Raw genomic sequence first — 23,282 nt, 5'->3', positions numbered from 1 at the left:
CGTGCACCTCACCGGACGCAGTATCCTCGTCCTCCTCGTCGGCCTGGTGCCGGTCGTCCTCCTGGGCGGCCGCCCCGAGGTCGCCTTCGCCGTGCTCGGCCTCTGGCTCCTGGCCTGGGCGGTCCTCGTCGGGATCGACGTCGCGGTCGCGGGCTCGCCCCGGGCCGTGGTGCTCGAGCGGCGGGTGCCGGACCGGGTGCGGCTCGGCGAGAGGGCCGAGGCGACCCTCCTGGTCACGAGCACCGGCCGCAGGAGGATCACGGGGGTCCTCCGCGACGCCTGGGAGCCCTCGGCCGGTGCCCTCGAGACCCGGTCGCCCCTGCGTCTGCCGCCGGGCGAGCGCCGCGCGGTGACCACGGTCCTGGAGCCGATCCGCCGCGGCGAGCGCCGGGCACTCCACGTCACCATCCGCTCCCGCGGGCCGCTCGGGATGGCCGGCCGCCAGGCGACGCGGGCCGCGCCGGCCGTCGTCCGGGTGCTGCCCGCCTTCCGCTCCCGCCGCCACCTGCCCTCGCGCCTGGCGCGGCTGCGTGAGCTGGAGGGGCGGACCAGCGTGATGATCCGCGGCCAGGGGACCGAGTTCGACAGCCTGCGCGAGTACGTCCGCGGCGACGACGTCCGCTCGCTCGACTGGCGGGCGACCGCGCGGCGCCGGGAGCCGGTCGTCCGCACCTGGCGCCCGGAGCGCGACCGGCGCGTGATCGTCGTGCTCGACACGGGCCGCACGTCCGCCGCACGGATCGAGGACGAGCCGCGCCTGGACACGGCGATCGAGGCGTCGCTCCTCCTGGCGGCCCTCGCGGCCTCGGCCGGCGACCGGGTCGACGTGCTCGCGTTCGACCGCACCCGGCGAGCCCGCGTGCACGGCGCCACCGGCACGGAGGTGCTGACCCGCGTCGTGGACGCCCTCGCCCCCGTGCAGCCCCAGCTCATCGAGACCGACTGGGCGGCGGTCCCCGCGCAGGTGCGCACCCTGGTCTCCCAGCGCTCGCTGGTGGTGCTCCTCACCGCGCTCGACTCGGTCGGCTCGGCGGAGGGGCTCCTCGCGGTGCTCCCGCAGCTCACCCGCGTGCACACGGTCGTGGTCGCCTGCGCGCTCGACCCCGAGCTGCAGCGGATGGCGGAGGACCGGAGCGACCGGGCCGCGGTCTACTCCGCCGCCGCCGCGGAGCGCTCGCTCGCGGACGTCGACCGGCTCTCGGCCGCCGTCCGCCGTCTCGGCGGGGACGTCGTGCTCGGCAGCCCCTCCGCGCTCCCGCCGGCGCTCGCGGACCGCTACCTCGCCCTCAAGGCGGCCGGACGGCTCTGACCTGCGAGAGGGGCCGTCGCCGCTCCCGGGAGCGCGACTCGACGGCCGTGCTCGTCCGGCTCGGCTCAGCCGGCCGCGATGCTCCGCGACCCGGCCTCGAACCGGTCGAGGTCGCCCATCTCCCCCGCCCGCACCGCGCGCCCGCCGACGACGATCATGTAGAAGAGGAACGCGCCGAGGGCGAGCGCCCCGATCCCGATCTTGAGCCACCAGGGCCAGGGCGCCGGAGTGACGAACCCCTCGATCACGCCCGAGACGAGCAGCACGAAGACCAGGCCGATCGCCACCGTGAACAGGCTCCGCGCGTCCTCGGCGAGCGCCTGGCCGCGGGTGCGCGCGCCGGGAGCGATCCAGGCCCAGAAGATCCGCAGTCCCGCGGCCGCGGCGACGAACACGGCCGTCAGCTCGAGCTGGCCGTGCGGCGCGATGTAGAGGAAGAACGTGTCGCCCTCCCCCACATGGAACATCACCGCGATCGACGTGCCGAGGTTCTGCGCGTTCTGCAGCAGGATGTACGGCACGTAGACGCCGACGATCCCGAAGGCCACGCACTGCGCCGCGATCCAGGCGTTGTTGGTCCAGACCTGCCCGGCGAACGAGGCGGCGGGGTTCTCGGAGTAGTAGTCGATGAAGTCGCCTCGGGCGAAGCGCCGCAGCTCCTCGTCGTCGCCCAGCGCGGCGAGCAGGCGCGGGTCGCCGAGGATCCAGAGCGCGTAGAGCGTCGCCACCACCGCGGTCGCGAGGGCGACGGCGAGCGTCAGCCAGCGCAGCCGGTGCAGAGCGGCCGGGAGCGAGAGGACGACGAAGCGGGAGACCGCGGCGAGCGGCTCGTCTCGCGTGCCGGTCAGGCGTCCCCGAGCCCGCGAGAGCGAGACGGCGAGCCGCGTGCCGACGGCCGTCGATCCGGCGGTGGAGGAGATCGTGGCGAGGTCCGCGGATGCCGCCTGGTAGCGCTCGATCAGCTCGTCCGCCTCGGCTCCGGTCAGGCGGCGCCTGCGCGAGAGCTCGTCGAGGCGGGTCCACTGCGCAGTGCGGGCGGCCGAGAGAGCGTCGATGTCCATCTCCTGACAGGATAGCCAGGCACGCCGCCGAGGCCGAGCATCCGGGAGGAGCACCGTGGAGGAGCAGCGCACCGAGTTCGACGACGCCGACCTGGTCACCGGCGAGGCGATCGCGCTCGAGGTGCCCGTCACCTCGTTCGTGCTCCGCGCGGTCGGCGCGATCATCGACCTGATCGCGGAGCTCCTGCTCGCGCTGGGCCTGTTCCTGCTGGTCTCCTCCCTCTCCGGGGACGGCGGCCTGGACCCCGCCGCCTCGGCCGCCGTGGCGATCGCGGCCCTCGTCATCGCCGTGGTGATCGTGCCGGTCACCGTCGAGACGGCCAGTCGCGGCCGCTCGCTCGGGAAGCTCACCGTCGGCGCTCGCGTCGTCCGCGACGACGGCGGTTCCATCGGCTTCCGGCACGCCCTCGTGCGCGGCCTCACCGGCGTCCTCGAGATCCTGATGACCTTCGGCGGGCTCGCCGCGGTCGTCGGCCTCCTCTCGCGCCGATCGCGCCGTCTCGGCGACGTCCTCGCGGGCACGCACAGCCAGCTCGAGCGCGTTCCCCGCGCGGAGCCGCTGGTCGTCGAGATCCCGGAGCCGCTGCGGGGCTGGGCCGTCACGGCGGACACCGCGCGCCTCCCCGACGCACTGGCGCGCCGACTGGCGCAGTTCCTCCGCCAGCGCCACGGCATGACGGAGCCCTCGCGCTCGCAGCTCGCCGCCGCGCTGGCCGACGAGACCGCGGTCCACGTCTCCCCGCTGCCCGCCGCGCCCGCGGAGGACTTCCTCCTCGCCGTGGCGGCCCTCCGCCGGGCGCGGGAGGAGCGCGCCCTTCTCCTCTCCGACCAGCGCCTCGAGCGGCTGGCCCCGGTGCTCTCGAGCACGCCGCGCGGCTTCCCCGAGCGGCCCTGACGCGCGCGGCAGCGGCCTAGGCGGGCCCCGCGCCGTAGCGGACGGTCTCCCAGCCGCGCGGGACGAGGAGCCGCCGGTCGTGCTCGGCGCAGAGGTCGTAGCCGTGCGGATCCGGCGCAGGACTCAGCGGCCCGACCGCCACCAGCGAGTCGCGGTAGTCGTAGGTCAGCGTGACGACGGCCTGCGCGCGGCAGCCCGTCCGCGAGCAGTGCCGTCCGGTCATCGCCGCCCACAGTAGCAATAGGCTGGAGCCATGCCCCGTGCTCGTCGTTCCGCCGCTCGCCCGACGAGCGGGTCGCGCGGAGACTCCCGCGACCGGCACGGCCGCGGCGCACGAGGGCCGATCACCGGTCCGCACCTCCCCCTGCTGCAGACCCGCTCCGACTTCTTCGAGGCGACGATCGGCTCGGCCTTCGACTACCTCCGCGGCACCTGGCCGGAGGAGCTCGCCGGCATCCGCGTCGACGTCGCGGCGACTCCCGACGTCGACCCCGACCGGCTGCAGGGCACGGGCATCGCGCGGTGGCGCGTCGACCACGCCGCGCGCCGCATCACGCTCTACCGTGTGCCGATCGAGCGCCTGGCGAAGCTGCACCGCCGCGACGAGTGGCACCAGCGCATGCTGATCGAGAGCTACGTGTTCCGCGCCGTCGCGGAGCTGCTCGGCCGCGACCCGTGGGACATCTCCCCGGACCGCTACCGGCACCCCTGAGGCGCCGGCAGCTCTGAGGCGCCGGCACCGCCGAGGCGCCGCCGCCCCGCGTCTCAGTGCGAGTAGACCGTGATCGGCGAGGAGAGCGGTCCCGGCGGGACGATCGTGTACGAGGCGATCCGCCCGTCGCGCGCGATCGAGACCGAGGCCTGCACGGGCTGGGTGCTGCTGACGACAGCGCCGTCGCCGTCCAGCGGGGTCGCGAGAGCCGCGAACGGGCCGAGCTCGAGCGTGCGGGTGCCGCCCGGGGCCTCGATCTCGACCGAGGCGGTCGAGTCGCTGCCGTTGACCAGGTGCAGCCGCGCGTCGCCCTCGCCCGTGCCGGCGACGCCGAAGGGCGTCGTGGTCGCGGTGCCGGAGGCGAACCAGGCGAAGTCCGTGCCGGCCGAGCCGGTCGAGGTCGTCCGCCCCGCCGCGACGATCGGCTGATCGGCCCGCAGGACGATGCGGTAGGAGCCGTCCGCCAGGCCCGTGAGCGGGACCTCGCCGACGAGGCCGGCGGGGACGACGACCTGGGTGGAGGCGCCCGACCCGCTCGGGTCCTCGTTGGTGACCTCGACCGAGACCGTGCTGTCGGCGTCGCCGGGGGTGAGGATGCGCAGCACGGGGCTGCCCGCGCCGCCGCTGCCGTCGTCGCTCGCGGTCTCGGCCGGAGGCGACGTGACGGTGAAGCCGGCGATCACGGCGAGCGTGTCCGGGCCGGCGGAGGGGCCGGTGGTCTCGACGCCCTCCGGGGTGAGGCCGGAGATGGCGCTGCTCTGCATGCTCGCGGCGACCTCGCCGCCCCGGGCGGTCACGTGCACGACGGGCTGGACGACCCCGGGGGCGAGCCCCGCGAGCGGGAGCGCGCGGACCGCTCCGGCCGGAACGACGATGCCCGTGGCGCCGGTGGCCTGGACGGTGCCGGTCTCGGAGAAGAGCGTGAGGTCGACGGTGGAGGCGACCTCGCTCGGGTTCGCCAGGATCAGCACGGAGGTGCGCCCGACGTCGGTCGAGCCGGCCACGAGCCAGCTGTCGGCCGAGGGCTCGGCGCAGGCGCGGGCCGACAGTCCGGAGAGGGTGTCCGTGCCGATGCCCTGGACGGTGGCTCCGCCGGGAGCGGGGTCGGAGCCCGCGGGCACGCTCAGACCGGTGATGCCGGTGCCCGGTGCGGCGACGTCGTCCTCGTCGAGGACCGTGGGGTCCGAGGTGGAGCCCTCGGGCCGGACCGCGGTCGCCGCGCCGTCGAGGGCACGCAGCTGCTCCGGCTCTCCGGCGTCGATCAGATCGCCGCCGCAGACCAGCGAGCTGTCGGCCGCGACGGGCGTCACGACGACGCCCTCCGCGGCGCTCGAGACCAGGGGGGACGGGAGGAGCTGGGGCACGACCACGGCGGCCGCGGCGATCACGACTCCGGCCGCGCCCACCGCACCGCGCAGGGCCGTCCGGCGCCGACGGGCGGCCGAGGGTGCGCGATCGGGCGTTGAGGCCGCGGCGCGATCGGCGCGGCGCTCCGCGCGGGAGCGGCGGGCGGAGGACTCGGGCATCTGCTTCTCCTGGTCGGCGGGGTCAGACATCGTCGTTCCCGTCGTCGAACTGGCCGGTGGCCTCGCCCGGCTCGTCGTCGATCCCGGCGACCGCGCCGCTGGAGCGGCCCCGCTCGAGCGAGAGCCCGGTGGGCACCGCCAGCAGGAGGGCGACGACGAAGACGAGGAGGAGGGCGATCGTGTAGGCGATCCCGAAGGGCCCGACCACGCCGGACGGAGCGGCCTCGGTGCGGGTCCCCTCGGTGTCGACGGCCGTCCAGAGGAGCCCGTAGCGGGTGTCGCCGACGGCCGAGAACGCCGCGTTGCCGTCGAGGGAGACGGCCGCCCGCGCGCGCACGGCGGCGGCCGCGTCGCCGACCTGGGTGCCGGCCGGCTCGGTCAGCACGACGAAGCGCACGCCGAGGCTCTCGAGCGCGGAGGGGACGTCGTAGCCCGTCCGCGAGACGAGGTTGCCCGCCAGCTCGTCGATCGCGTCCGTGCTCTCGGCGCCGGTGTTCGCGAGGGTCGACTGCTGGTCGAGGGTCGCGCCCGCTCCGCGCTCCAGCCGGGCGAGGACGCCGCCGTCCGCCTGCGGGACGAGCACGATCGTGCCCACCCGCGGGTCGTTCCGGGCCTCGGCCGCCACGTAGGCGGGGAGCGAGCGGTCCGACGTGGTCGACACCGACGTGCCGGCGCCGGTCGGGAAGGCCACCGCGAGCGGACCGACCAGTGCTGCCGCCGCGGCCGTGACGACGAGCGCCGGCACCACGCGCACGGAGCGCACGGCGGCGAGCGAGAGCGACGCGCCGATCACCAGGCCGAGCCAGTAGAGGCTGAGACCGGTGCCGCTCCAGACGGAGACCGCCTCGGAGCCGGTGGTCGCGACCTGCACGCCCTGGGCGAGCGAGGCGGTCACGAGACCCGCCGCCGCCACGCCGACTCCGCCGAGGGCCGAGAGGTTGTTCGGGAGGAGGAGGGCGGCCAGCGCCGCGACGATCAGCGGCACGACGAGCACGGCCGTGACCAGCGGGGCGGCGGAGGCGCCGATCCCCAGACCGCCGAGGAACGCGAGCCATCCGTCGGGCAGACCGGCCGGGAAGCCGGCGAGCAGCGCGACGAGGTCCGACTGCGCGGAGGGCAGCGGGACGCCCGGATCCGCGAGGACGCCGAGCCAGTCGCCCCGCGGTGCGCGGGCGACCACCAGCGGGAAGAGCAGGACGGCCGCGGGGATCGGCAGGCCGAGGAAGCGGCCGATCCGCCGCCCCGAGGTGGCGACGACGACGAGCCAGATCACCAGGAGCGGCACGGCCAGCACCGGCGCGCACGCCACGACGGCCGCGGCCAGGATCGAGGCGCTCGCGGAGGCGGACCAGGAGCGGTACGCGCCGAACCCGGCGAAGAAGAGCCAGGGCAGCAGCACGTGCACCAGCAGCGGGGCGGGGCGCCCGTCGGCCTGCGCGGCGAAGAAGGCGGGAGCGAGGATGTAGACGAGGGCTCCGGCGGCGCGGGCGGTCGCGCGCGGGGTGAGCCGGGCGATCATCAGCCAGGCGCCGAGGGCGGCAGCGGGGAGCGCGACGAGGTAGAGCAGCACCATCGAGTAGCTGGGCGACCAGAAGGTCAGCGAGCCGAGCACGGCGAGGACGGAGGCGAACGGGTCCGCCGCGCCGATGAACCCCGAGCCGAGGTCGCGCCAGCCGTAGGCCGCGTTGCGCCACAGCTCGCCGACGGTCGGCGAGAGCGTCAGCAGACCACCGCCGCTGAGCGCGGGAGCAGCGAGGAGCGGCGTGTAGATCACCAGGCCGGCGAGCGCGGCGACGAGGACGACCCACACTCCCCCGCCCTGGAAGAAGTGCAGCGGATGACGGTCCCGCCCGGCCTGCACGCGCACGGCGTCGTGGCGCACCGAGCGCAGCTGCCGCACCACGTCCAGCGGGATGCGCAGCGGCGCGATCGCCTTCCAGCCCACGTTCTTCGACGAGCGGAGAACGGTGCGGGCCCGCAGCACCTTCGTCCCCCCGAAGGCGACGACGAGGGCCGCCAGCAGCTCCCCTCCGACCAGCCCGGGCTGCTTGCGCAGCAGGCGCACGACCGCGCGGCCGATCGCCAGGGGGACGAGCGAGAGCCAGTGCAGGAGGAGGAGCGCGACGGGCGCGTAGGCGAGCCGGCGGTGCAGCTGCGCGGTGCGGTGCTGGCGCGCCCGGCGCCGCTCGCCGCTGTCGATGCGGCGGCCGTCGGGGCGCTGCAGCCCGATGCGGGCGGTGGTGACGCGGGCGTCCGGCACGCGGCTGACCCGGTGTCCGGCGAGCCGGGTGCGGATCGAGAAGTCGAGCGCGTCGTCGACGACCGGCAGGCCGGGGTCGAATCCGCCGAGCTCCTCCCAGAGGGAGTGGCGCACGAGCATGCCGCCGGCGGCGACGGCCAGGACGTCGGGCGTGGAGTCGTGCTGGCCCTGGTCGAGCTCGTCCTCGACGAGGTGGACGGTCGTGCCGTGCTTGGTGATCGACTCGCCGTAGCTGCGGATGTAGCCGGAGCGCGTCCAGTCCATGATCTTGGGGCCGGCGACCGCGACGGAGGGGGCGACCTCGACGGCTCCCAGCAGCGCCGCGAGGGCGCCGGGCTCGGGGGCGGAGTCCTGCGCGAGCAGCCACAGCCACTCGTCCTCTCCGGCCGGCGGCTGCATCACGCGGACAGCGCGGGCCACGGCCTGGCCGAAGGGGAGGTGCTCGGCGACCTGCACGAGCTGCGTCGGACCCCAGGACGCGAGGAGCTCGTCGGTCGTGTCCTTCGAGCCTCCGTCGACGAACACCGTCGCGTCGGGCTGACGGGTCTGCGCCCGCAGGGCCGCGAGGGTTCGTTCCAGATAGGCCGCGCCGTTGCGCGCGACGAGGACGGCGGTGACTCGTGGATACATCGCGGACCACCCTAAGCGATGCCGCCGCGCCGCCCGCCTGCGGCTCGCCGCCCCGTCGGTCGGGTCGCGGCGAGGAGGAGACTAGGCCCGGCGGCGCAGCTTCCGGCGCTCGCGCTCGGAGAGGCCGCCCCAGATGCCGAAGCGCTCGTCGTTCTCGAGCGCGTACTCGAGGCACTGCGCCCGGACCTCGCACGAGGTGCAGATCTTCTTGGCGTCGCGGGTCGAGCCGCCCTTCTCGGGGAAGAAGGCCTCGGGGTCGGTCTGCGCGCACAGCGAGTCGACCTGCCAGGAGAGCGCGCCCCCCGGCGCCTCGGTCGCGGTGTCGATACCGGGTCGGACCCCGGGCACGCCCAGACGGACCGGATCGACGAACCAGTCCTCGGGGACTCCGGAGTGCTGTTCCGGAAGCGTCATGCCGTCTCCTACCCCGCCTGCGAACCGATGATCGGCGGCCGCTCCTCCCGGAGCCGCTGCCTAGGTAATTACAGCGGTGTCATTCGCTCAGGTCAAGTCGCGGACCATAAACCCTCAACCCGCCGTGGAGGGTTCACGACACACCGGCGTGTCGCGAACGTGAGATCCGGTCAGGCGGTCGCGGCGCTCCGTGCGCGCCAGGCGCTCTCCACCATCTCGGCGACGGTGTGCCGCATCTCCCAGCCCAGGTCGCGGGCCGCCGTCTCACCGGAGGCGACGATGCGGGGCGGATCGCCCGGCCGCCGCGGGGCGACCTCGGGCGTGAAGGCGATGCCGGTGCTGTCGGCGATCGCGCGCATGATCTCCCCGACGGAGGCCCCGGATCCGCTGCCCAGGTTGTAGACCGGGTCGATCGGCTCGCTCGTGGCCAGGCGGCGCGCCGCGGCGACGTGCGCGAGCGCCAGGTCGGCGACGTGGATGTAGTCGCGGACGCAGGTGCCGTCCGGCGTCGGGTAGTCGTCGCCGTTGATCCGGGGCGTGCGGCCGTCCAGCAGAGCCTCGAAGACGAGGGGGAAGAGGTTGTGGGGGCTGGTGTCGTAGACGTCCGGGTAGCCGGACCCGACGACGTTGAAGTAGCGCAGGGAGGCGTGCCGGACGCCGTGCGCCCGCCCCGCGTCCGCGAGCAGCCACTCGCCGATCAGCTTCGACTCGCCGTAGGGCGACTCCGGGCTCTTGGGGGTGTCCTCGGTGACGATCTCGACGTCGACCGCGCCGTAGACGGCAGCGCTCGAGGAGAAGACGATCGAGGAGACCCCGGCGCGCTCCATCGCCGCCAGCACGCGCATGGTGCCGGTGACGTTCTGCTCGTACGTGTGCAGGGGGCGCTGCACCGAGACTCCGGCGTACTTGAACCCGGCGACGTGGACGACGCCCTCGATGTCGTGCTCGGCGAGCACGCGGTCGAGCAGGGCCTCGTCGAGGATCGAGCCCTGGTGGAACGGGACGCCCTCGGGCACGAACGACGCGTGCCCCGAGGAGAGGTCGTCGAGGACGACGGGGTCGATGCCCTGCTCCGAGAACGCGCGCACCACGTGCGCCCCGATGTACCCGGCTCCCCCGGTGACCAGCCATGCCATGTGGATCCTCCTCGGTGCGGGCCCGCGACTCCGCGCGCCGGAAGACACCCTAGCGGCGGGGATCGACGGCGCGGATCGGCCGGATGACGACGGGTGGCGATATCCTGCCGCCGTGCTCCGCTCCGTCGCCCTCCTCGCCCTGCCCGGCCTCGCGCCGTTCGAGTTCGGGGTCGTCTGCGAGGTGTTCGGGATCGACCGCGGCGCCGACGGAGGTCCCGCCCTCGACTTCCGGATCGCCACTCCCGATCCGGGCCCCGTCCGCACGAGCCTCGGATTCGACCTGCTGATCGCCGATGGTCTCCACGCGGCCCGGGACGCGGACCTGATCGCCGTCCCCGCCCACGGCCGCGGGCCCGCCGACGAGCAGGTGCTCGACCTCCTCCGCGAGGCTCACGAGCGCGGCGCGTGGATCCTCAGCGTCTGCAGCGGGGCCTTCACCCTGGCGCAGGCGGGCCTGCTCGACGGCCGGCGCGCGACCACCCACTGGATGCACGCCGCCGAGCTCGCCCGGCGCTTCCCCTCCGTCACGGTGGACCCCGAGGTCCTCTACGTGCAGGAGGGGCGCATCGTGACGAGCGCGGGCACCGCGGCCGGCATCGACGCGGCGCTGCACGTGGTGCGCGAGGAGCTGGGCGCGACGGCGGCGAGCGTCGTCGCCCGGCGGATGGTCGTGCCCCCGCAGCGCCACGGCGGGCAGGCGCAGTACCTGCGGACCCCCGTTCCCGAGGCGCGCGCGGACTCGCTGGCCGAGGTCACCGAGTGGATGCTGGAGCACCTCGACGAGGACCTCTCGATCGAGGCGCTGGCCCGTCGCGCCGTGATGGCCCCCCGCACCTTCGCGCGCCGCTTCCGGGCCGACCTCGGCACGACTCCGCTCGCCTGGCTCACCCGCCAGCGCCTCCTCCGGGCGCAGGTGCTGCTGGAGGAGACGGAGCTGACCCTCGAGGCGGTCGCCGCGCGGGTCGGCTTCGGCACGGCCGCGGTGATGCGCCACCACTTCACGCGCGTCCTGCGGACCACGCCGGCGGCCTACCGCCGCACGTTCGCCGCCTGAGCGGCCGGCACCGGGATCGCTGGAGGGATCAGACCGTCGCGACGAAGAGCGTGCCCCGTCCGGTGACGGCGAGAGTGCCCTCCGACGGGGTCACGAACACGCTGCCGCCGCGCTCGACGCGGACCGAGCCCTCGGCGCCCTCGAGCGAGAACGAGCCCTCGGTCGCGATCGCGATGGCGGGTCCGTGCAGGGCGACGCGGGCCGGCGTCTCCGACTCCGGCTCCACGACGGCGAGCACGAAGTCGGGGACGTCCGGACGGTAGACGCGCACGCCCGGTCCGGCCTGCTCGGCCGGGAGGTAGGGCACGGGCAGCGGCGAGAACTCGAGCACGCTCACCAGCTCGGGCACGTCGATGTGCTTGGGCGTGAGGCCCCCGCGCAGCACGTTGTCGGAGGCGGCCATCAGCTCCACGCCCGTGCCCGCGAGGTAGGCGTGGATGTTGCCGGCGGGGAGGTAGAGCACCTCGCCACGGGCGAGGCGGACGCGGTTGAGCAGGAGCGAGAGCACGATGCCGGGGTCGCCCGCGTAGCTCTCGGCCAGGTCCCGGACCGTGGTCGTCTCGAGGCGGTCGTCGCCCGCGGACGCCGCGACGACCGCGGACACCAGCGCGGCGACCTCGGCGCGGTCGCCGTCGGCGAGCAGCCACGACACGGCGCCGCGGAGGACCTCCGAGGGCTCGCCCTCGAGCGTCCGGGCGAACCGCGCGATCGCGGCCGCCTCCTCCGCCGGGGCGCGCCCGGCCAGCTCGGCGAGCAGCGCCCGGGCGTCCGCCGGCTCGCGGAAGCCGCAGAGCGCGTCGAAGCTCTCGCTGAGCGCGTAGATCAGCTCGGGCTTGTGGAACGGGTCCTTGTAGTTGCGATCGGCGGCGTCGCGGGGGATGCCGGCCTCCTCCTCCTCGACGAACCGGCGCCGGGCCCGCTCGGACGAGGGGTGGGCCTGGAGCGACAGCGGCCCGCCCGCCGCGAGGATCTTGAGCAGGAACGGCAGACGGGGAGCGCCCGAGACCGGATCGACCGACCCCTCCACTCCGGCGAGCGCCGCCTCGGGGTGATCGGCGATCCACTCGGCGAGCGTGCCGGCGCCGACCGAGGCGGGGTCGAGGATGCGCGCGGGCGAGCCCGGGTGCGCGCCGAGCCAGAGCTCGGCCTCAGGGGCGCCGGAGGGCGCGGTGCCGAGGGCCTCCGAGATGCCGGTGAGCGAGCCCCAGGCGTAGTCGCGGGGGGTGTTGCCGATCGGGATGAACACGGGAGCGCTGGCCTTCCGTCCGAGGGGTGGGTCCGAGCCGCTCAGCCGGACGCGCCGGGGCCGCTCCGCTGCGACGCTAGCAGGATCCACAACGCGGGCCCGGGAGGAGGGCCCGCCTGTTGGTGCTCTCCGCCAGCGGACGCGGCACTCGCAGGCGCGCTTCGTACGCTGGGAGTCGCAGCACTGTCGCCGTCGGAGCGGTAGCCGTGCCGCATCCGACGAGCGAGGGAGCACAGAGCATGGACAGCACGACCTTCGAGACCCTGGGGGCCGACTTCTACGGGTTCGAGGCGGCGCTCACGCCCGCCGAGAAGGAGCTGCTGGTCGGCGTCCGCGCGTTCCTCGAGGAGCAGGTGCGGCCGATCGCCGACGAGTACTGGGAGCGCGCGGAGTTCCCGCGGCAGCTGATCCCCGGGATCCACGCCACCGGCGTCATCGGCCTCTCCTGGCCCGAGACCCGCGCGATAGAGAACTCCGCCGTGTTCCGCGGCTGGGTGGCGCTCGAGCTGGGCCGGGTGGACGCGGGCATCGCGACCTACGTCGGCGTGCAGAACGGCCTGGTGATGGGCACGGTCGGCGTCGCCGGCTCCGACGAGCAGCGCGCCGAGTGGCTGCCGAAGCTCGCCTCGGGCGAGGTCGTCGGCGCCTTCGGCCTCACCGAGCCGCACTCCGGCTCCGACTCCGCCCAGGGCCTGCGCACCACCGCCCGCCGGGACGGCGACGACTGGATCCTCGACGGCGAGAAGCGCTGGATCGGCAATGCGACCTTCAGCGACGTGACCGTGATCTGGGCGAAGGACGCGGAGGACGGCCAGGTGAAGGGCTTCCTCGTCCCCACCTCGACACCGGGCTACCGCGCCACCGCCATCGCGCGCAAGCAGAGCCTGCGCACGGTGCAGAACGCCGACATCGTGCTCGAGGGCGTCCGCGTCCCGGAGTCGCTGCGCCTGCAGGGCGCGAACTCGTTCCGCGACACCGCGAAGGTGCTCCGGCTCACCCGCGCCGAGGTCGCCTGGCAGGCCATCGGCGTCTCGATCGGCGCTTACGACGCGGCGCTGCGCTACGCGAAGGAGCGCGTGCAGTTCGGCAAGCCGCTCGTCGGGCACCAGCTGGTGCAGGACCTCCTGGTCAAGAGCATCGGCAACATCACGGCCAGCATCGCCCTGGCGACCCGCGTGTCCGAGATGCTCGACGCCGGCGAGCAGCGTGACGAGCACTCCGCCCTCGCGAAGGCCTACGCGACGGCCCGGATGCGCGAGACCGTCGCCTGGTGCCGCGAGGTGATGGGCGGCAACGGCATCGTCCTCGACTACGGCGTCGCCCGCTTCTTCGCCGACGCGGAGGCCCTCTACTCCTACGAGGGCACCCGCGAGATGAACACGCTGATCGTCGGCCGCTCGATCACCGGCACCGCCGCGTTCGTCTGAGCCTCCCCGGCCGGGGAGCGAGCGGCGGCGCGCCCGGCACGCCGCCGCGCCGCCCCCGCTCCCTAGACTGGTCGCCATGATCCGACGCGCCGCCCCCGCCGCTCCCCGAGCGCTCGCGGTGGCGGTGCTGGCCGTGCTGCTGGCCGGCCAGTCGCTGCGGAACCTCGCCGGATGGTGGGGCTGGGGCGTCGTCGTCGCGGTGCTCCTGGGCGCCTCGATCGCCGTGCTCGTCCGCGCCCGCCCCCGCCTGCGCTGGGCCCGCACGCCGAAGTCGCTGGTCCTCTTCCTCGGGCTCGCGGTGCTCTCGCTGCTGTGGTCCGCCTATCCGGGAGCGAGCGCGATCGGAGTCACGGCGCAGCTCGCGACGACGCTCGGCGGCGTCGTCCTCGCCGTCACGCTGAGCAGCCGGGAGCTGCTCACGGCTCTCGGACGGGCCCTGCGCCTCTCCGTCGGCCTGTCGCTCCTCTTCGAGCTCGTGATCGCGGTCGTCGTGCGGCAGCCCGTCCTGCCGTTCGGCGTCGAGCCTCCCGCCGACGGACCGACGCCCGACGCCTTCTACTGGTCGCAGGCCGCCCTCTTCACCGGCGAGCCCGTCCAGGGGATCGTCGGCAACCGCAACCTCCTCGGCTTCCTCGCCCTGCTCGGCCTGATCGTGATCGCGATCGAGCTGGCGGCCCACTCGATCCGGCGCCGGTGGGGAGCGGTCTGGGTCGCCCTGTTCGTCGCGACCCTCCTGCTCACCCGCTCGGCAACCGTCCTGCTCTGCCTCGTCGCCGTCGTCCTCGCGGCCGCGTTCGCGCTCTGGGCTCGCCGGAGGGGCGAGTCCCGCCGGCGTCCCGTCTACCTGACCGCCGCGGGGCTGGCGGTGGCGGCCGTCGCCGGAGGCGCCGCGGGCTGGGGCGCCCTCCTCGGCCTGCTCGGCAAGAGCGAGGACGCCACGGGCCGCCTCGACATCTGGGACTCGGTGATCGCGCTCACGCTGCAGCGTCCGGTCCTCGGCTGGGGCTGGGTCAGCTACTGGGCTCCCTGGGCCGCCCCGTTCGACACCCTCGCCGAGCGCAAGGGCGTGCTCTACCTGCAGGCCCACGACGCCTGGCTCGACGTCGCCCTCCAGCTCGGAGCGGGCGGCCTCGTCCTCTTCGCGGCGCTCGCCGTCTCGACGCTGTGGCGCTCCTGGTTCCGCGCGGTCGACCGCCCGCGGCGCGACGCGACCTCGACCCTCCCCTACACGGCCGTCAGCCTCGCTCCGCTGCTGATCGTGGTCGCCCTCCTGGCGCAGTCGCTCTTCGAGAGCCGGATCCTCATCGAGGGAGGCTGGCTGCTCCTCGTCCTCTTCGCGGTGCAGACCAAGCGGCCGGCGACCGAGACGCCCGAGGTCCTCGCCGCGACCCCGCTCCCCCTCGCCGACGCCTCCCCGAGGCGATGAGGCCCCGCCGCCCCTCGCTCCCCGCCTCCGTCGCCGACGCGACGGCGTCCCCGCAGTTCGCGGCGGCCCTCGCGCAGACCACTCTCGTCACCGTCCTCTGCGCCCCGGCGGTCCGCGGGCTCCTCGGCTGGCCCGGCTACATCGCCGCCGTCGCCACGCTCACCGCCCTCGCGGCGGTCATGCTCGTCCTGCGGCGCGGGCGGCTCGACTGGGAGGGCCTGCTGCCCACGAGCATCCTGGTGTTCCTCGGCTGGATCGCGCTCAGCGTGCTGTGGAGCGACTACACCTGGGCCACGGTCTCGAGCGTCGTCTACCAGTTCGCCCTGGCGTTCCTGGCGATCGCGATCGGCCTGACGCGCGACATCATCCAGATCATCCGCTCGGTCGGCGACGTGCTGCGGGTCGTGCTGATCGCCTCGCTCGCCGTCGAGGTGCTCTCGGGGGTGCTGATCGACCAGCCGCTGCGCTTCCTCGGCGTGGAGGGACTGCTCGCGGTCGGCGGGCCGATCCAGGGACTGGTCGGCACGCGCAACCAGCTCGGGCTGGTCTGCCTGCTGGCGATCGTGACGTTCTCGGTGGAGCTGATGACCCGCTCCGTCGCCCGCGGGCCGGCCGTCGCCTCGATCGCCCTCGCCGCGGTCACCCTCCTCTTCACGCGCTCCGCCGTGAGCGCGGGCGTGCTCGCCGTGGCCGTCGTCGTCGCCCTCGCTCTGCGCTGGGTGCGCCACGGCGACGGCACCCACCGTCGGCGGCGGCAGGTCGCGGTGCTCGGCGTCGCCGCAGCGGCCGCCCTCACCGTGTGGCTCCTGCGCTACCGGGTGATCGAGCTGCTGAACGCGGGCAGCGAGTTCGAGTTCCGGCTGCGGCTCTGGCAGCAGGTCTGGCGCTTCACGGACCTCGCTCCGATCGTCGGCTGGGGCTGGGTGGGCTACTGGCGGCCCGACCTCTACCCCTTCACCGCCATCGACTACCTCTCGGGCCGCCCGCACTCGTCGAGCCTCAACGCGCTCTTCGACGTGGCCCTGCAGGTCGGCGCGGTCGGGGTGGTCCTCTTCGTCGTGCTGATCGGCCTCGCGCTCTGGCGCTCCTGGCTGATCGCCTCCGAGCGCAAGGCGGTCGTGCACGTCTGGCCGGTGCTGGTGCTGACCGTGCTGATGGTCACCGCGCTGGCCGAGAGCTCGATCCTGCTCGACGCCGGCTGGCTGCTCGTGGTGCTCTGCGCGATGCGCGCGGCCCAGGGACTGAGCTGGCGCCGGCTCCTGCACCCGCGGGACTGACCGGACTCCTCAGCGCCCGCGCCGCCGCGCCACCTGGCGGAGCACGGCGAGGTGCTCCTCCCGGCAGCGCTCCCAGCTGAAGGACCGGGCGCGCTCGACGCCGAGCGGGCCGAGCTCGCCTGTCCGCTCGATCGCCTCGAGGATCCCGTCCGCGATCGAGCGCGGCTCGAGCGGATCGACGTAGACCGCGGCGTCCCCGCAGATCTCCGGGAGCGAGCCCGCGTCGGACGCGGCGACCGGGCATCCCGACGCCATCGCCTCGATGGGAGGGAGGCCGAAGCCCTCGTAGAGGCTCGGGAACGCCAGCACCGCGGCTCGGCGGTAGAGGTCGGCGAGCTCCTCCGGAGTGACGTGGCCGCGCCACTCGACGAAGTCCGGCAGCGGGCCGAGGCGGTCCAGATCCCCTCCGGTCAGCACGAGCCGGAGGGCGTGCCCCTCCTCCCGAAGGAGGCGCACCGCCTCGAACAGGCGGGCGTGGTTCTTGTGCGGCCAGGCGCGCGCCGGGTAGAAGACGAAGTCCTCGCGTGTGCCCAGATTCGCGACGAAGCGCCGGGTGTCCACGCCGAGATGCGACACGTGGATCCGCTCCTCCGGGATGCCCAGCAGCTCGACGATCCGCCCCTTGGTGAAGGCGCTGATGGTGATGACCGCGTCGGCGCGGCGAGCGGTCGCCTCGTAGGCGAGCCGGCGGAAGACGCGCTCGACGCGGGGGAAGAGGTGCGGGAGGTCGCGGTGCTGCAGGTCGAACAGCATCTGCACGTGCCCCTGCCGCCGCGACGGCCACGGGAGTGGGACCGTGAACGGGAAGTAGAGCACCGCCTCCCGGCCGAGGCGCCGGCGCAGGCGCGGCGTGCGCAGGAGCGCCTGGAGCATCCCCACGGCCCGGCGGCGGTGGCCCGCCCCGCTGACGACCCCCTCGGCCACGACCTCGGGCACGCCCTCGCTGAAGCCGCGCGCGTTCTCGGGGACGAGCACCTGCACGTCGGGCCCCTCCTCCCCCGGCCGCGGCGCCAGGAGGCGCGTGAGCGCGCGCGCGTAGGTCTCGCCGCCGCCCATCCCGCCCGGGTCGACAGTGAGCACGGCGAGCGTGACGGGGCGAAGTTCCGGCATGGCGTCCAATCGGTCCGAAGCCCGGCCAGGATACCGGCGGGCCGCACCGCTCCCGGCGCCCGGCCGTGCCCGTGGGTAGTATGTGTCCCGCTGTCATCGACCCCGACGAATTGGACCACCACGTGCCCCGCGCTTTGATCACCGGAATCACCGGCCAGGACGGCCTCTACCTCGCCGAGCTCCTCCTCTCGAAGGGCTACGAGGTCTTCGGGCTCGTCCGCGGGCAGAACAACCCCAAGTACGAGCTGGTCCGCCGCACCGTGCCCGAGGTGACCCTGCTCACCGGCGACCTCACCGACGTGTCGAGCCTCGTGCGCGTGCTCGCCGCCGCCCAGCCCGACGAGGTCTACAACCTCGGTGCGATCTCGTTCGTCGCCTACTCGTGGGAGAACGCGTCGCTCACCACCGATGTGACCGGCAAGGGCGTGCTCAACATCCTCGAGGCGACCCGCCTCTACGCCGGCTCCGACATGTCGCGCGTGAAGTTCTACCAGGCCTCCTCCTCCGAGATGTTCGGCAAGGTCCAGCAGGTCCCGCAGAGCGAGGAGACGCTGCTCTGGCCGCGCTCGCCCTACGGCGTGGCCAAGGTCTTCGGCCACTACATGACCATCAACTACCGCGAGTCGTACGGCATGCACGCCTCCTCCGGCATCCTCTTCAACCACGAGTCGCCCCGCCGCGGACCGGAGTTCGTCACGCGCAAGATCAGCCTCGCGGTCGCCCGCATCAAGCTCGGCCTCCAGGAGACGCTGGAGCTCGGCAACCTCGACGCGAAGCGCGACTGGGGCTTCGCCGGCGACTACGTCGACGCGATGTGGCGCATGCTGCAGCAGCCCGAGGGCGACGACTACGTGGTCGCGACCGGCGAGACCCACCAGATCCGCGAGTACCTCGACATCGCCTTCAACCACGTCGGCATCGAGGACTGGACCCCGTACGTGACCCAGAACCCCGCGTTCATGCGTCCCGCCGAGGTGGACCTGCTGATCGGCGACCCGGCGAAGGCGCGCGATGTTCTCGGCTGGGAGCCGAAGGTCTCGTTCCCCGAGCTCGTGGCGATGATGGTCGAGAACGACCTCGCCGAGCAGTCCGCGCTGATCAAGTAGTCATGCCTGCCGCTCTCGTCACCGGAGCGAGCGGTCAGGACGGGGGCTACCTCGTCGAGCGCCTGCTCGCCGACGGCTGGGAGGTCTCCGCGCTCGTGCGCGGGACCGACGACGCCGCTCTTCCCGCCGCCGTCCGCGCCTTCGAGGGCGATCTCCGCGACGCCTCCGGCCTCGGCCGTATCGTCGCGGAGGCGCAGCCGGACACGGTCTTCCACCTCGCCGGCCTCTCCTCCGTCGCGCTCTCGTGGAAGGAGCCCGTGCTCACGGCCGAGGTGACCGGCACCGCGGTCGCCGCGCTCCTGGAGGCCTCGCTGGCGCTCCAGGAGTCGGCGGGCCGGGAGGTCCGCTTCGTCCAGGCCTCCTCCTCCGAGATCTTCGGGGCCGCGACCGAGAACCCGCAGACCGAGCGGACCCCGATCCGCCCCGTCTCCCCTTACGGAGCCGCGAAGGCGTTCGCGCACCACCTCGTCGCGGTCTACCGCGGCCGAGGGCTCCACGCCTCGTCCGGCATCCTCTACAACCACGAGTCGCCGCGTCGGCCGCTCGGCTTCGTCACCCGCAAGATCACCTCCGGAGTCGCGGCGATCGCGACGGGCGCCGAGTCGGAGCTCTCGCTCGGCAATCTCGACGCGCGCCGCGACTGGGGCTGGGCTCCCGACTACGTGGACGCCCTCGTGCGCGCCTCGCGCGCCGAGGAGGCGGGCGACTACGTCGTGGCGACCGGAGTCGCGCACTCGGTCCGCGACTTCGTCCGTGCCGCCTTCACCGCGGCCGGCATCGACGACTGGGAGCAGCGGGTCACGATCGACCCGCGGTTCGCGCGCCCCGTGGACGCCCCCGAGATGCGCGGGGACGCCTCCCGGGCCCGCGAAGTGCTCGGCTGGGCGCCGACCGTCGGCTTCGAGGAGATCGTCGCCCGCATGGTCGAGAACGACCTCGAGCTGGCGCGCCGCTCCAACTGAGCCGCGCGCACCGCGTGCAGAAGGCCCCCGCTCCTGGAGCGGGGGCCTTCTGCACGCGGTGGGTCGAGGACGCCTAGGCGGTCGCGTCCGACTGCTCGGCCCGGCCCCGCTCGTCGACGCCCTCGCCCTCGACGAGGTACGACCAGACGCGGGCGGCGTACTCGTCCCAGGTGCCGCCGTCGATCGCGAGCGCTTCCGCCGAGAGCCGCGCGTGCAGCTCGTCGTCGGTCAGCAGCCGCTCGAGGGCCGCGGCGATGTCGTGGTCGTCGTGCGGATCGACGAACAGCGCGCCGCCCGAGGCGGAGACCTCGTGCATGCTGCCGAAGCCGGAGGTCACGACCGGGGTGCCGACCGAGATCGACTCCACGATCGGGAGACCGTAGCCCTCGTTGATCGAGGGGAACACCGTGCACCGGGCCAGGCGGTAGGCGCTCCAGAGCAGCGCGTCGGTGATCTTGGAGAGCGAGCGGACCGGACGGCCCTGGCCCTCGAGGACCTCGAGTCGGTACTCGAACTCGGCGCTGCTCCAGGCGTTGCCGCCGATGAAGACCAGGCTGAAGCGCACGCCCCGGCGCCAGAGCAGCTCGGCCGCCTGGAGCACAGCCAGGTGGTTCTTCCGTGGCTCGTGGCTGCCGACGCAGACGACGAGCGGGAGGTCGCCGGTCACCAGCGAGCGCGCGGCGGTGGCCAGCTCCTCGTCCGAGACGCTCTCCGGCTGCGAGGGCAGCAGGATCGGCCGGATGTCCGGCCCCTGCATCCCGACGCTGCCGAGCATGTGGCGCCAGCCGGAGTACTCGGTCGCGGCCGCCTCGGAGATGGTCGCGATGCGGTCCATGTGCGACACGGCGACGAGCGTGCGCGAGAAGGCGGCGCTGATGCCGGTGCTCGCCGTCTCGGCGGTGGTGACCGGCACGCAGTCGAAGCCGATGGTGCCCGTGCGGTTGCCGCTGAACTCGGCCAGAGCGGAGACGCGCGACGTCCGCTCGTCCTCCACGGCGAGCTCGGGCAGGAGGTAGGTGCCCTGCCACGGGACGATCACGCGGGAGCGGTCCTCGGCGGCGTCGGGCACGTCGCCCGAGACGGCGTTCCGGCTCTGCTCCGGGGTGAGCATGACGAGCGACTCGTGGGTCGAGTCCCAGCCGGCGAGCAGGATCTCGTGGTCGCGCGTCCATCGGACGAGGCTCTGGCGCACCACGCGCTGGATGCCCGTGGCCAGCCCCGTGCGCGCGGTGTGGTGCACGTCGACGACGACCGCGCCGACGACCACCTCGACCTCGGGGTGGTGGAAGCGGGCGAAGACCCGGTTCGAGGCGATGGTGGACGCGGCGTGGGTGAGCAGACCGGCGGTGCCGTCCAGCCGGGCCCGGCGGCGGCCGTCGACGACGTCCTCCCGGCGCGGGAGCGTGCCGCGGAGGACGGCGAGCACCAGCCAGACCTCGCGGTCGGTGGGGGCGGGCAGCAGAACGCTCAGCTGTCCGGTGAGGGCGTCGACGCTGCCCAGCGGCTCCACGGAGGGGGCCAGGGTGCGCACCAGGGTGGCGAGACGGTCGACCAGGTACTGCTTAGAGCGCACGGGGCGCCTCCTCGTGCTCGATGAGGGCCGAGGGGCCGATCAGGGCGGCCCACAGCTCCCGGGCGTAGTCGTCCCAGGTGCGCTCGGGCCGCTCGGCCGCCTCGAGGCGGAGCTCGTCGACGAGCTCCGGCGACGTCAGCAGGCGGCGCATGCCGTCGGTGATCTCCTCGTCGGACTCCGGGTCGATCAGGACGCATCCGCCGTGCTCGGCGATCTGCGCCGTGCTGCCGTAGCGCGAGGTCAGCACGGGGAGCCCGATCGACAGCGCCTCGGCGACCGGCAGGCCGTACCCCTCGTGCAGCGACGGGAACGCCAGGAACAGCGCCTCCCGGTAGCTCGCGATCAGGACGTCGTCGTCGGCTCCGCGGAGCACCTCGACCGGGCGTCCGGCGGCGACCAGCTCGCGCACGCGGGGATCGAAGACCTGGTGCGCCCACGGGTTGGCCCCGCCGATGAAGCGGACGCGGAAGCGCAGGCCCTCGCGCCAGAGGACCTCGGCGGCGTGCAGCACCGCGAGGTGGTTCTTGCGGGGCTCCTGGCTGCCGACGCAGAGCACGAGCGGCAGGCCGGACGCGCTCCGGCCCTCGGAGCGCAGGCCGTCCGGGAGCTCCACGGGCAGCGGGACCGGGACGACGGTCGGGCCGGTGAGGCCCTGAGCGGGGAGCGCTCGCACGAAGCCCTCGAACTCCAGCGCGGCCGCGGCGCTCACCGTGGCGACGCGCTCGGCGTGCTTGACCACGGAGAGGAAGTTGACGAAGCGCACCGTCTCCTCCGGCGGCACCGTGTCGGCGCTGACGACGGGGATCGCGTCGTGGCCGAGGACGACGACCTCGTTGCCGGAGTACTCGGCGAGGGCCGCGAGCGGCCCGCACTGGTTGTAGTCGGGCACCGAGGGGATGACGACGACGCTGCGGTAGGGCACGACGAACTCGATGCGCTCCGGATCGCCGTGCTCCCAGTCGCGCCGCCCGGCGGAGGACCAGTCGACGACGCGCTCGTGCTCGATCGCGCTCAGCCGCCGGAAGGACATCGATCCGTGGACCCAGGCGACCGGGACGATCTCGTGCTCGGCGTCCCAGCGGGACACGGTCTGGCGCACGACCCGCTGGACGCCGGTGTTGTGCCCGTGGCGGGCGGGGAAGTCGACGTCGATCAGGACGGCCCCGGTGACGACCTCGACGCGGGCGTCCAGATCGGCGAACCCGGTCGCGGTGCGGGAGCCGGCCTCGAGGAAGATGCGCAGCGCCGCCTCCTCGGGGGCGAGCTCGAGGGCGCGGCGGAACCAGTCGAACAGCTCGCTCGTCGGGTACGCGGCCGTGAACGACACCAGCGCGACCCAGGTCAGCTCGTCGTCCTGGCGCGAGCGGATCTCTCGGGCCACCTCGTCGAGGTACGGGCCGGGCCCGCGGGTGCGCAGCGAGGCGCGGCGCTCCTCGTCGAAGAGGAGCGCGCCGATCTGCTCCAGGCGCTGCAGCATCGCCTCCGTGCGGTGGGCGCGCGCGGCGGCCGAGCCGGCGGCCGAGACCTGCGACCGGTCGCTCATCGCGCCCGACCGGACAGGCGGCGCTTCACGAAGCGCGCGCTGTGGCCGACGGCGCCCGACAGCCCGAGCTGCTCGACGCGGATCTGGAAGGTGCGCACCAGGCGGAGCGGCTTCGTCACCCGCCAGGAGAGGGTGCGTTCGAAGCCGGAGGCGGTCACTCCGCCCACCTGGATCCGCTCGACCCACTCGTCGAAGGGGTCGTTGAGGAGGGAGTCGACCTGCGCGCGCAGGCGGGCGAGCTCCTCGTCCGGGGACTCGGGCTCGGCGAGACGGGGCTCGATGGGAGCCCCGGACGTGCGGGCGGGCTCGGCCGGGACGGCGGCGGGAGCGGCGTCGCCGACGGCCGACTCGAGGCTCGGGTCGGGAGCGGGAGGAGCGTCCTCGCCCGTGCCGCCGAGGACGGGGGCGGGGTCCCCAGCGCTCTGCGGCGCCGGGTCCAGGGGGACGTCGGATGGCTGCGTGGGCATGGCGAACACCTCGTTCGTGTCGTTCAGTCGGCGAGCGGGAGCAAGACTACCCGCCATGCGCCGCGCACCGGCACGCCAGCCAGGGGGCTCCAGGGTGGGCCGCACGTATAATGATGCGGTCCGTCGCCCGGCGGAGGCCGAGAGCTTG

At 74.3% G+C, this 23,282-nt stretch carries 20 protein-coding genes; 9 read left to right on the top strand and 11 right to left on the bottom strand.

Annotated elements, in window-relative coordinates:
- Window position 1 precedes the first annotated feature (1 nt).
- The gene (locus C5C46_RS02050) at window positions 2-1,309 is read left to right on the top strand and encodes a DUF58 domain-containing protein (protein WP_104225484.1); all 1,308 of its coding nucleotides are present in this window, start codon (window positions 2-4) and stop codon (window positions 1,307-1,309) included.
- 65 nt (window positions 1,310-1,374) lie between these two features.
- Here the strand turns inward: C5C46_RS02050 and C5C46_RS02045 are convergent, their stop codons facing one another.
- Complete coding sequence (locus tag C5C46_RS02045) at window positions 1,375-2,370, bottom strand: stage II sporulation protein M (RefSeq protein WP_104225483.1); 996 nt, start codon at window positions 2,368-2,370, stop codon at window positions 1,375-1,377.
- A 55-nt stretch (window positions 2,371-2,425) separates the two neighbouring features.
- On the opposite strand from C5C46_RS02045, the gene C5C46_RS02040 reads away from it, so the two are divergent.
- A complete protein-coding gene (locus C5C46_RS02040) occupies window positions 2,426-3,265 on the top strand; it encodes an RDD family protein (RefSeq protein WP_104224140.1) in 840 nt (279 codons plus the stop codon).
- 16 nt (window positions 3,266-3,281) lie between these two features.
- On the opposite strand, the gene C5C46_RS02035 is transcribed toward C5C46_RS02040, so the two are convergent.
- The gene (locus tag C5C46_RS02035; RefSeq protein ID WP_104224141.1) at window positions 3,282-3,488 is read right to left on the bottom strand and encodes a DUF3499 family protein; all 207 of its coding nucleotides are present in this window, start codon (window positions 3,486-3,488) and stop codon (window positions 3,282-3,284) included.
- Between the two features lie 30 nt (window positions 3,489-3,518).
- Between C5C46_RS02035 and C5C46_RS02030 the strand changes: the two genes are divergently transcribed.
- A complete protein-coding gene (locus C5C46_RS02030; protein ID WP_104225482.1) occupies window positions 3,519-3,977 on the top strand; it encodes a metallopeptidase family protein in 459 nt (152 codons plus the stop codon).
- Between the two features lie 53 nt (window positions 3,978-4,030).
- Here the strand turns inward: C5C46_RS02030 and C5C46_RS02025 are convergent, their stop codons facing one another.
- The 4 genes from C5C46_RS02025 to galE all read right to left on the bottom strand — a co-directional run bounded on the left by C5C46_RS02025 (window position 4,031) and on the right by galE (window position 9,943).
- The gene (locus tag C5C46_RS02025) at window positions 4,031-5,533 is read right to left on the bottom strand and encodes a DUF5719 family protein (protein ID WP_146078918.1); all 1,503 of its coding nucleotides are present in this window, start codon (window positions 5,531-5,533) and stop codon (window positions 4,031-4,033) included.
- On the bottom strand, window positions 5,526-8,393 hold the full coding sequence (locus C5C46_RS02020) for a glycosyltransferase family 2 protein (RefSeq protein ID WP_104224144.1): 2,868 nt from the start codon (window positions 8,391-8,393) through the stop codon (window positions 5,526-5,528). Before C5C46_RS02020 ends, C5C46_RS02025 begins: the two co-directional genes overlap by 8 nt.
- 81 nt (window positions 8,394-8,474) lie before the next feature.
- A complete protein-coding gene (locus C5C46_RS02015; RefSeq protein ID WP_104224145.1) occupies window positions 8,475-8,807 on the bottom strand; it encodes a WhiB family transcriptional regulator in 333 nt (110 codons plus the stop codon).
- 170 nt (window positions 8,808-8,977) lie between these two features.
- Window positions 8,978-9,943 carry a UDP-glucose 4-epimerase GalE gene (gene galE, locus C5C46_RS02010; protein WP_104224146.1) on the bottom strand — a complete coding sequence of 322 codons (966 nt, stop codon included), beginning with the start codon at window positions 9,941-9,943 and terminating at the stop codon, window positions 8,978-8,980.
- Window positions 9,944-10,055: 112 nt separating this feature from the next.
- Here galE and C5C46_RS02005 point away from each other — a divergent pair, with 112 nt between their 5' ends.
- Window positions 10,056-10,997, top strand: a complete 942-nt coding sequence (locus C5C46_RS02005; RefSeq protein WP_104224147.1) for a GlxA family transcriptional regulator — start codon at window positions 10,056-10,058, stop codon at window positions 10,995-10,997.
- 28 nt (window positions 10,998-11,025) lie between these two features.
- Here the strand turns inward: C5C46_RS02005 and manA are convergent, their stop codons facing one another.
- Window positions 11,026-12,243: a mannose-6-phosphate isomerase, class I gene (manA, locus tag C5C46_RS02000; RefSeq protein ID WP_104225480.1), complete on the bottom strand. Its 1,218-nt coding sequence runs from the start codon at window positions 12,241-12,243 to the stop codon at window positions 11,026-11,028.
- A gap of 239 nt (window positions 12,244-12,482) precedes the next feature.
- On the opposite strand from manA, the gene C5C46_RS01995 reads away from it, so the two are divergent.
- From C5C46_RS01995 to C5C46_RS01985, 3 genes are all read left to right on the top strand, one after another.
- A complete protein-coding gene (locus C5C46_RS01995) occupies window positions 12,483-13,670 on the top strand; it encodes an acyl-CoA dehydrogenase family protein (protein ID WP_104224149.1) in 1,188 nt (395 codons plus the stop codon).
- A 76-nt stretch (window positions 13,671-13,746) separates the two neighbouring features.
- Entirely contained in the window at window positions 13,747-15,096 is a 1,350-nt protein-coding gene (locus C5C46_RS01990; protein ID WP_104225479.1) for an O-antigen ligase, read from the top strand.
- Entirely contained in the window at window positions 15,093-16,373 is a 1,281-nt protein-coding gene (locus C5C46_RS01985; protein WP_104225478.1) for an O-antigen ligase, read from the top strand. Before C5C46_RS01990 ends, C5C46_RS01985 begins: the two co-directional genes overlap by 4 nt.
- A 9-nt stretch (window positions 16,374-16,382) precedes the next feature.
- Here the strand turns inward: C5C46_RS01985 and C5C46_RS01980 are convergent, their stop codons facing one another.
- Complete coding sequence (locus tag C5C46_RS01980; RefSeq protein WP_104225477.1) at window positions 16,383-17,483, bottom strand: glycosyltransferase family 1 protein; 1,101 nt, start codon at window positions 17,481-17,483, stop codon at window positions 16,383-16,385.
- A gap of 122 nt (window positions 17,484-17,605) precedes the next feature.
- Between C5C46_RS01980 and C5C46_RS01975 the strand changes: the two genes are divergently transcribed.
- Complete coding sequence (locus tag C5C46_RS01975; protein WP_181136478.1) at window positions 17,606-18,589, top strand: GDP-mannose 4,6-dehydratase; 984 nt, start codon at window positions 17,606-17,608, stop codon at window positions 18,587-18,589.
- 2 nt (window positions 18,590-18,591) lie between these two features.
- Window positions 18,592-19,551 carry a GDP-mannose 4,6-dehydratase gene (locus tag C5C46_RS01970; RefSeq protein WP_104225475.1) on the top strand — a complete coding sequence of 320 codons (960 nt, stop codon included), beginning with the start codon at window positions 18,592-18,594 and terminating at the stop codon, window positions 19,549-19,551.
- Window positions 19,552-19,624: 73 nt separating this feature from the next.
- On the opposite strand, the gene C5C46_RS01965 is transcribed toward C5C46_RS01970, so the two are convergent.
- The 3 genes from C5C46_RS01965 to C5C46_RS01955 are packed head-to-tail and all read right to left on the bottom strand — an operon-like array spanning window position 19,625 to window position 23,134.
- A complete protein-coding gene (locus C5C46_RS01965) occupies window positions 19,625-21,124 on the bottom strand; it encodes a glycosyltransferase family 1 protein (protein ID WP_104225474.1) in 1,500 nt (499 codons plus the stop codon).
- A complete protein-coding gene (locus C5C46_RS01960; RefSeq protein WP_104223151.1) occupies window positions 21,114-22,667 on the bottom strand; it encodes a glycosyltransferase in 1,554 nt (517 codons plus the stop codon). Before C5C46_RS01960 ends, C5C46_RS01965 begins: the two co-directional genes overlap by 11 nt.
- Window positions 22,664-23,134 (bottom strand): hypothetical protein, encoded by a 471-nt coding sequence (locus C5C46_RS01955; RefSeq protein WP_104223152.1) that lies wholly within the window; start codon window positions 23,132-23,134, stop codon window positions 22,664-22,666. The genes C5C46_RS01960 and C5C46_RS01955 overlap by 4 nt, the downstream gene beginning before the upstream one ends.
- Window positions 23,135-23,282: the final 148 nt, after the last annotated feature.

It is taken from the genome of Rathayibacter sp. AY1E6, assembly GCF_002931115.1.
Classification (GTDB): domain Bacteria; phylum Actinomycetota; class Actinomycetes; order Actinomycetales; family Microbacteriaceae; genus Rathayibacter.
The sequence above is the reverse complement of the archived record's forward strand: the minus strand, read 5'-3'. Positions and strand labels throughout refer to the sequence as shown.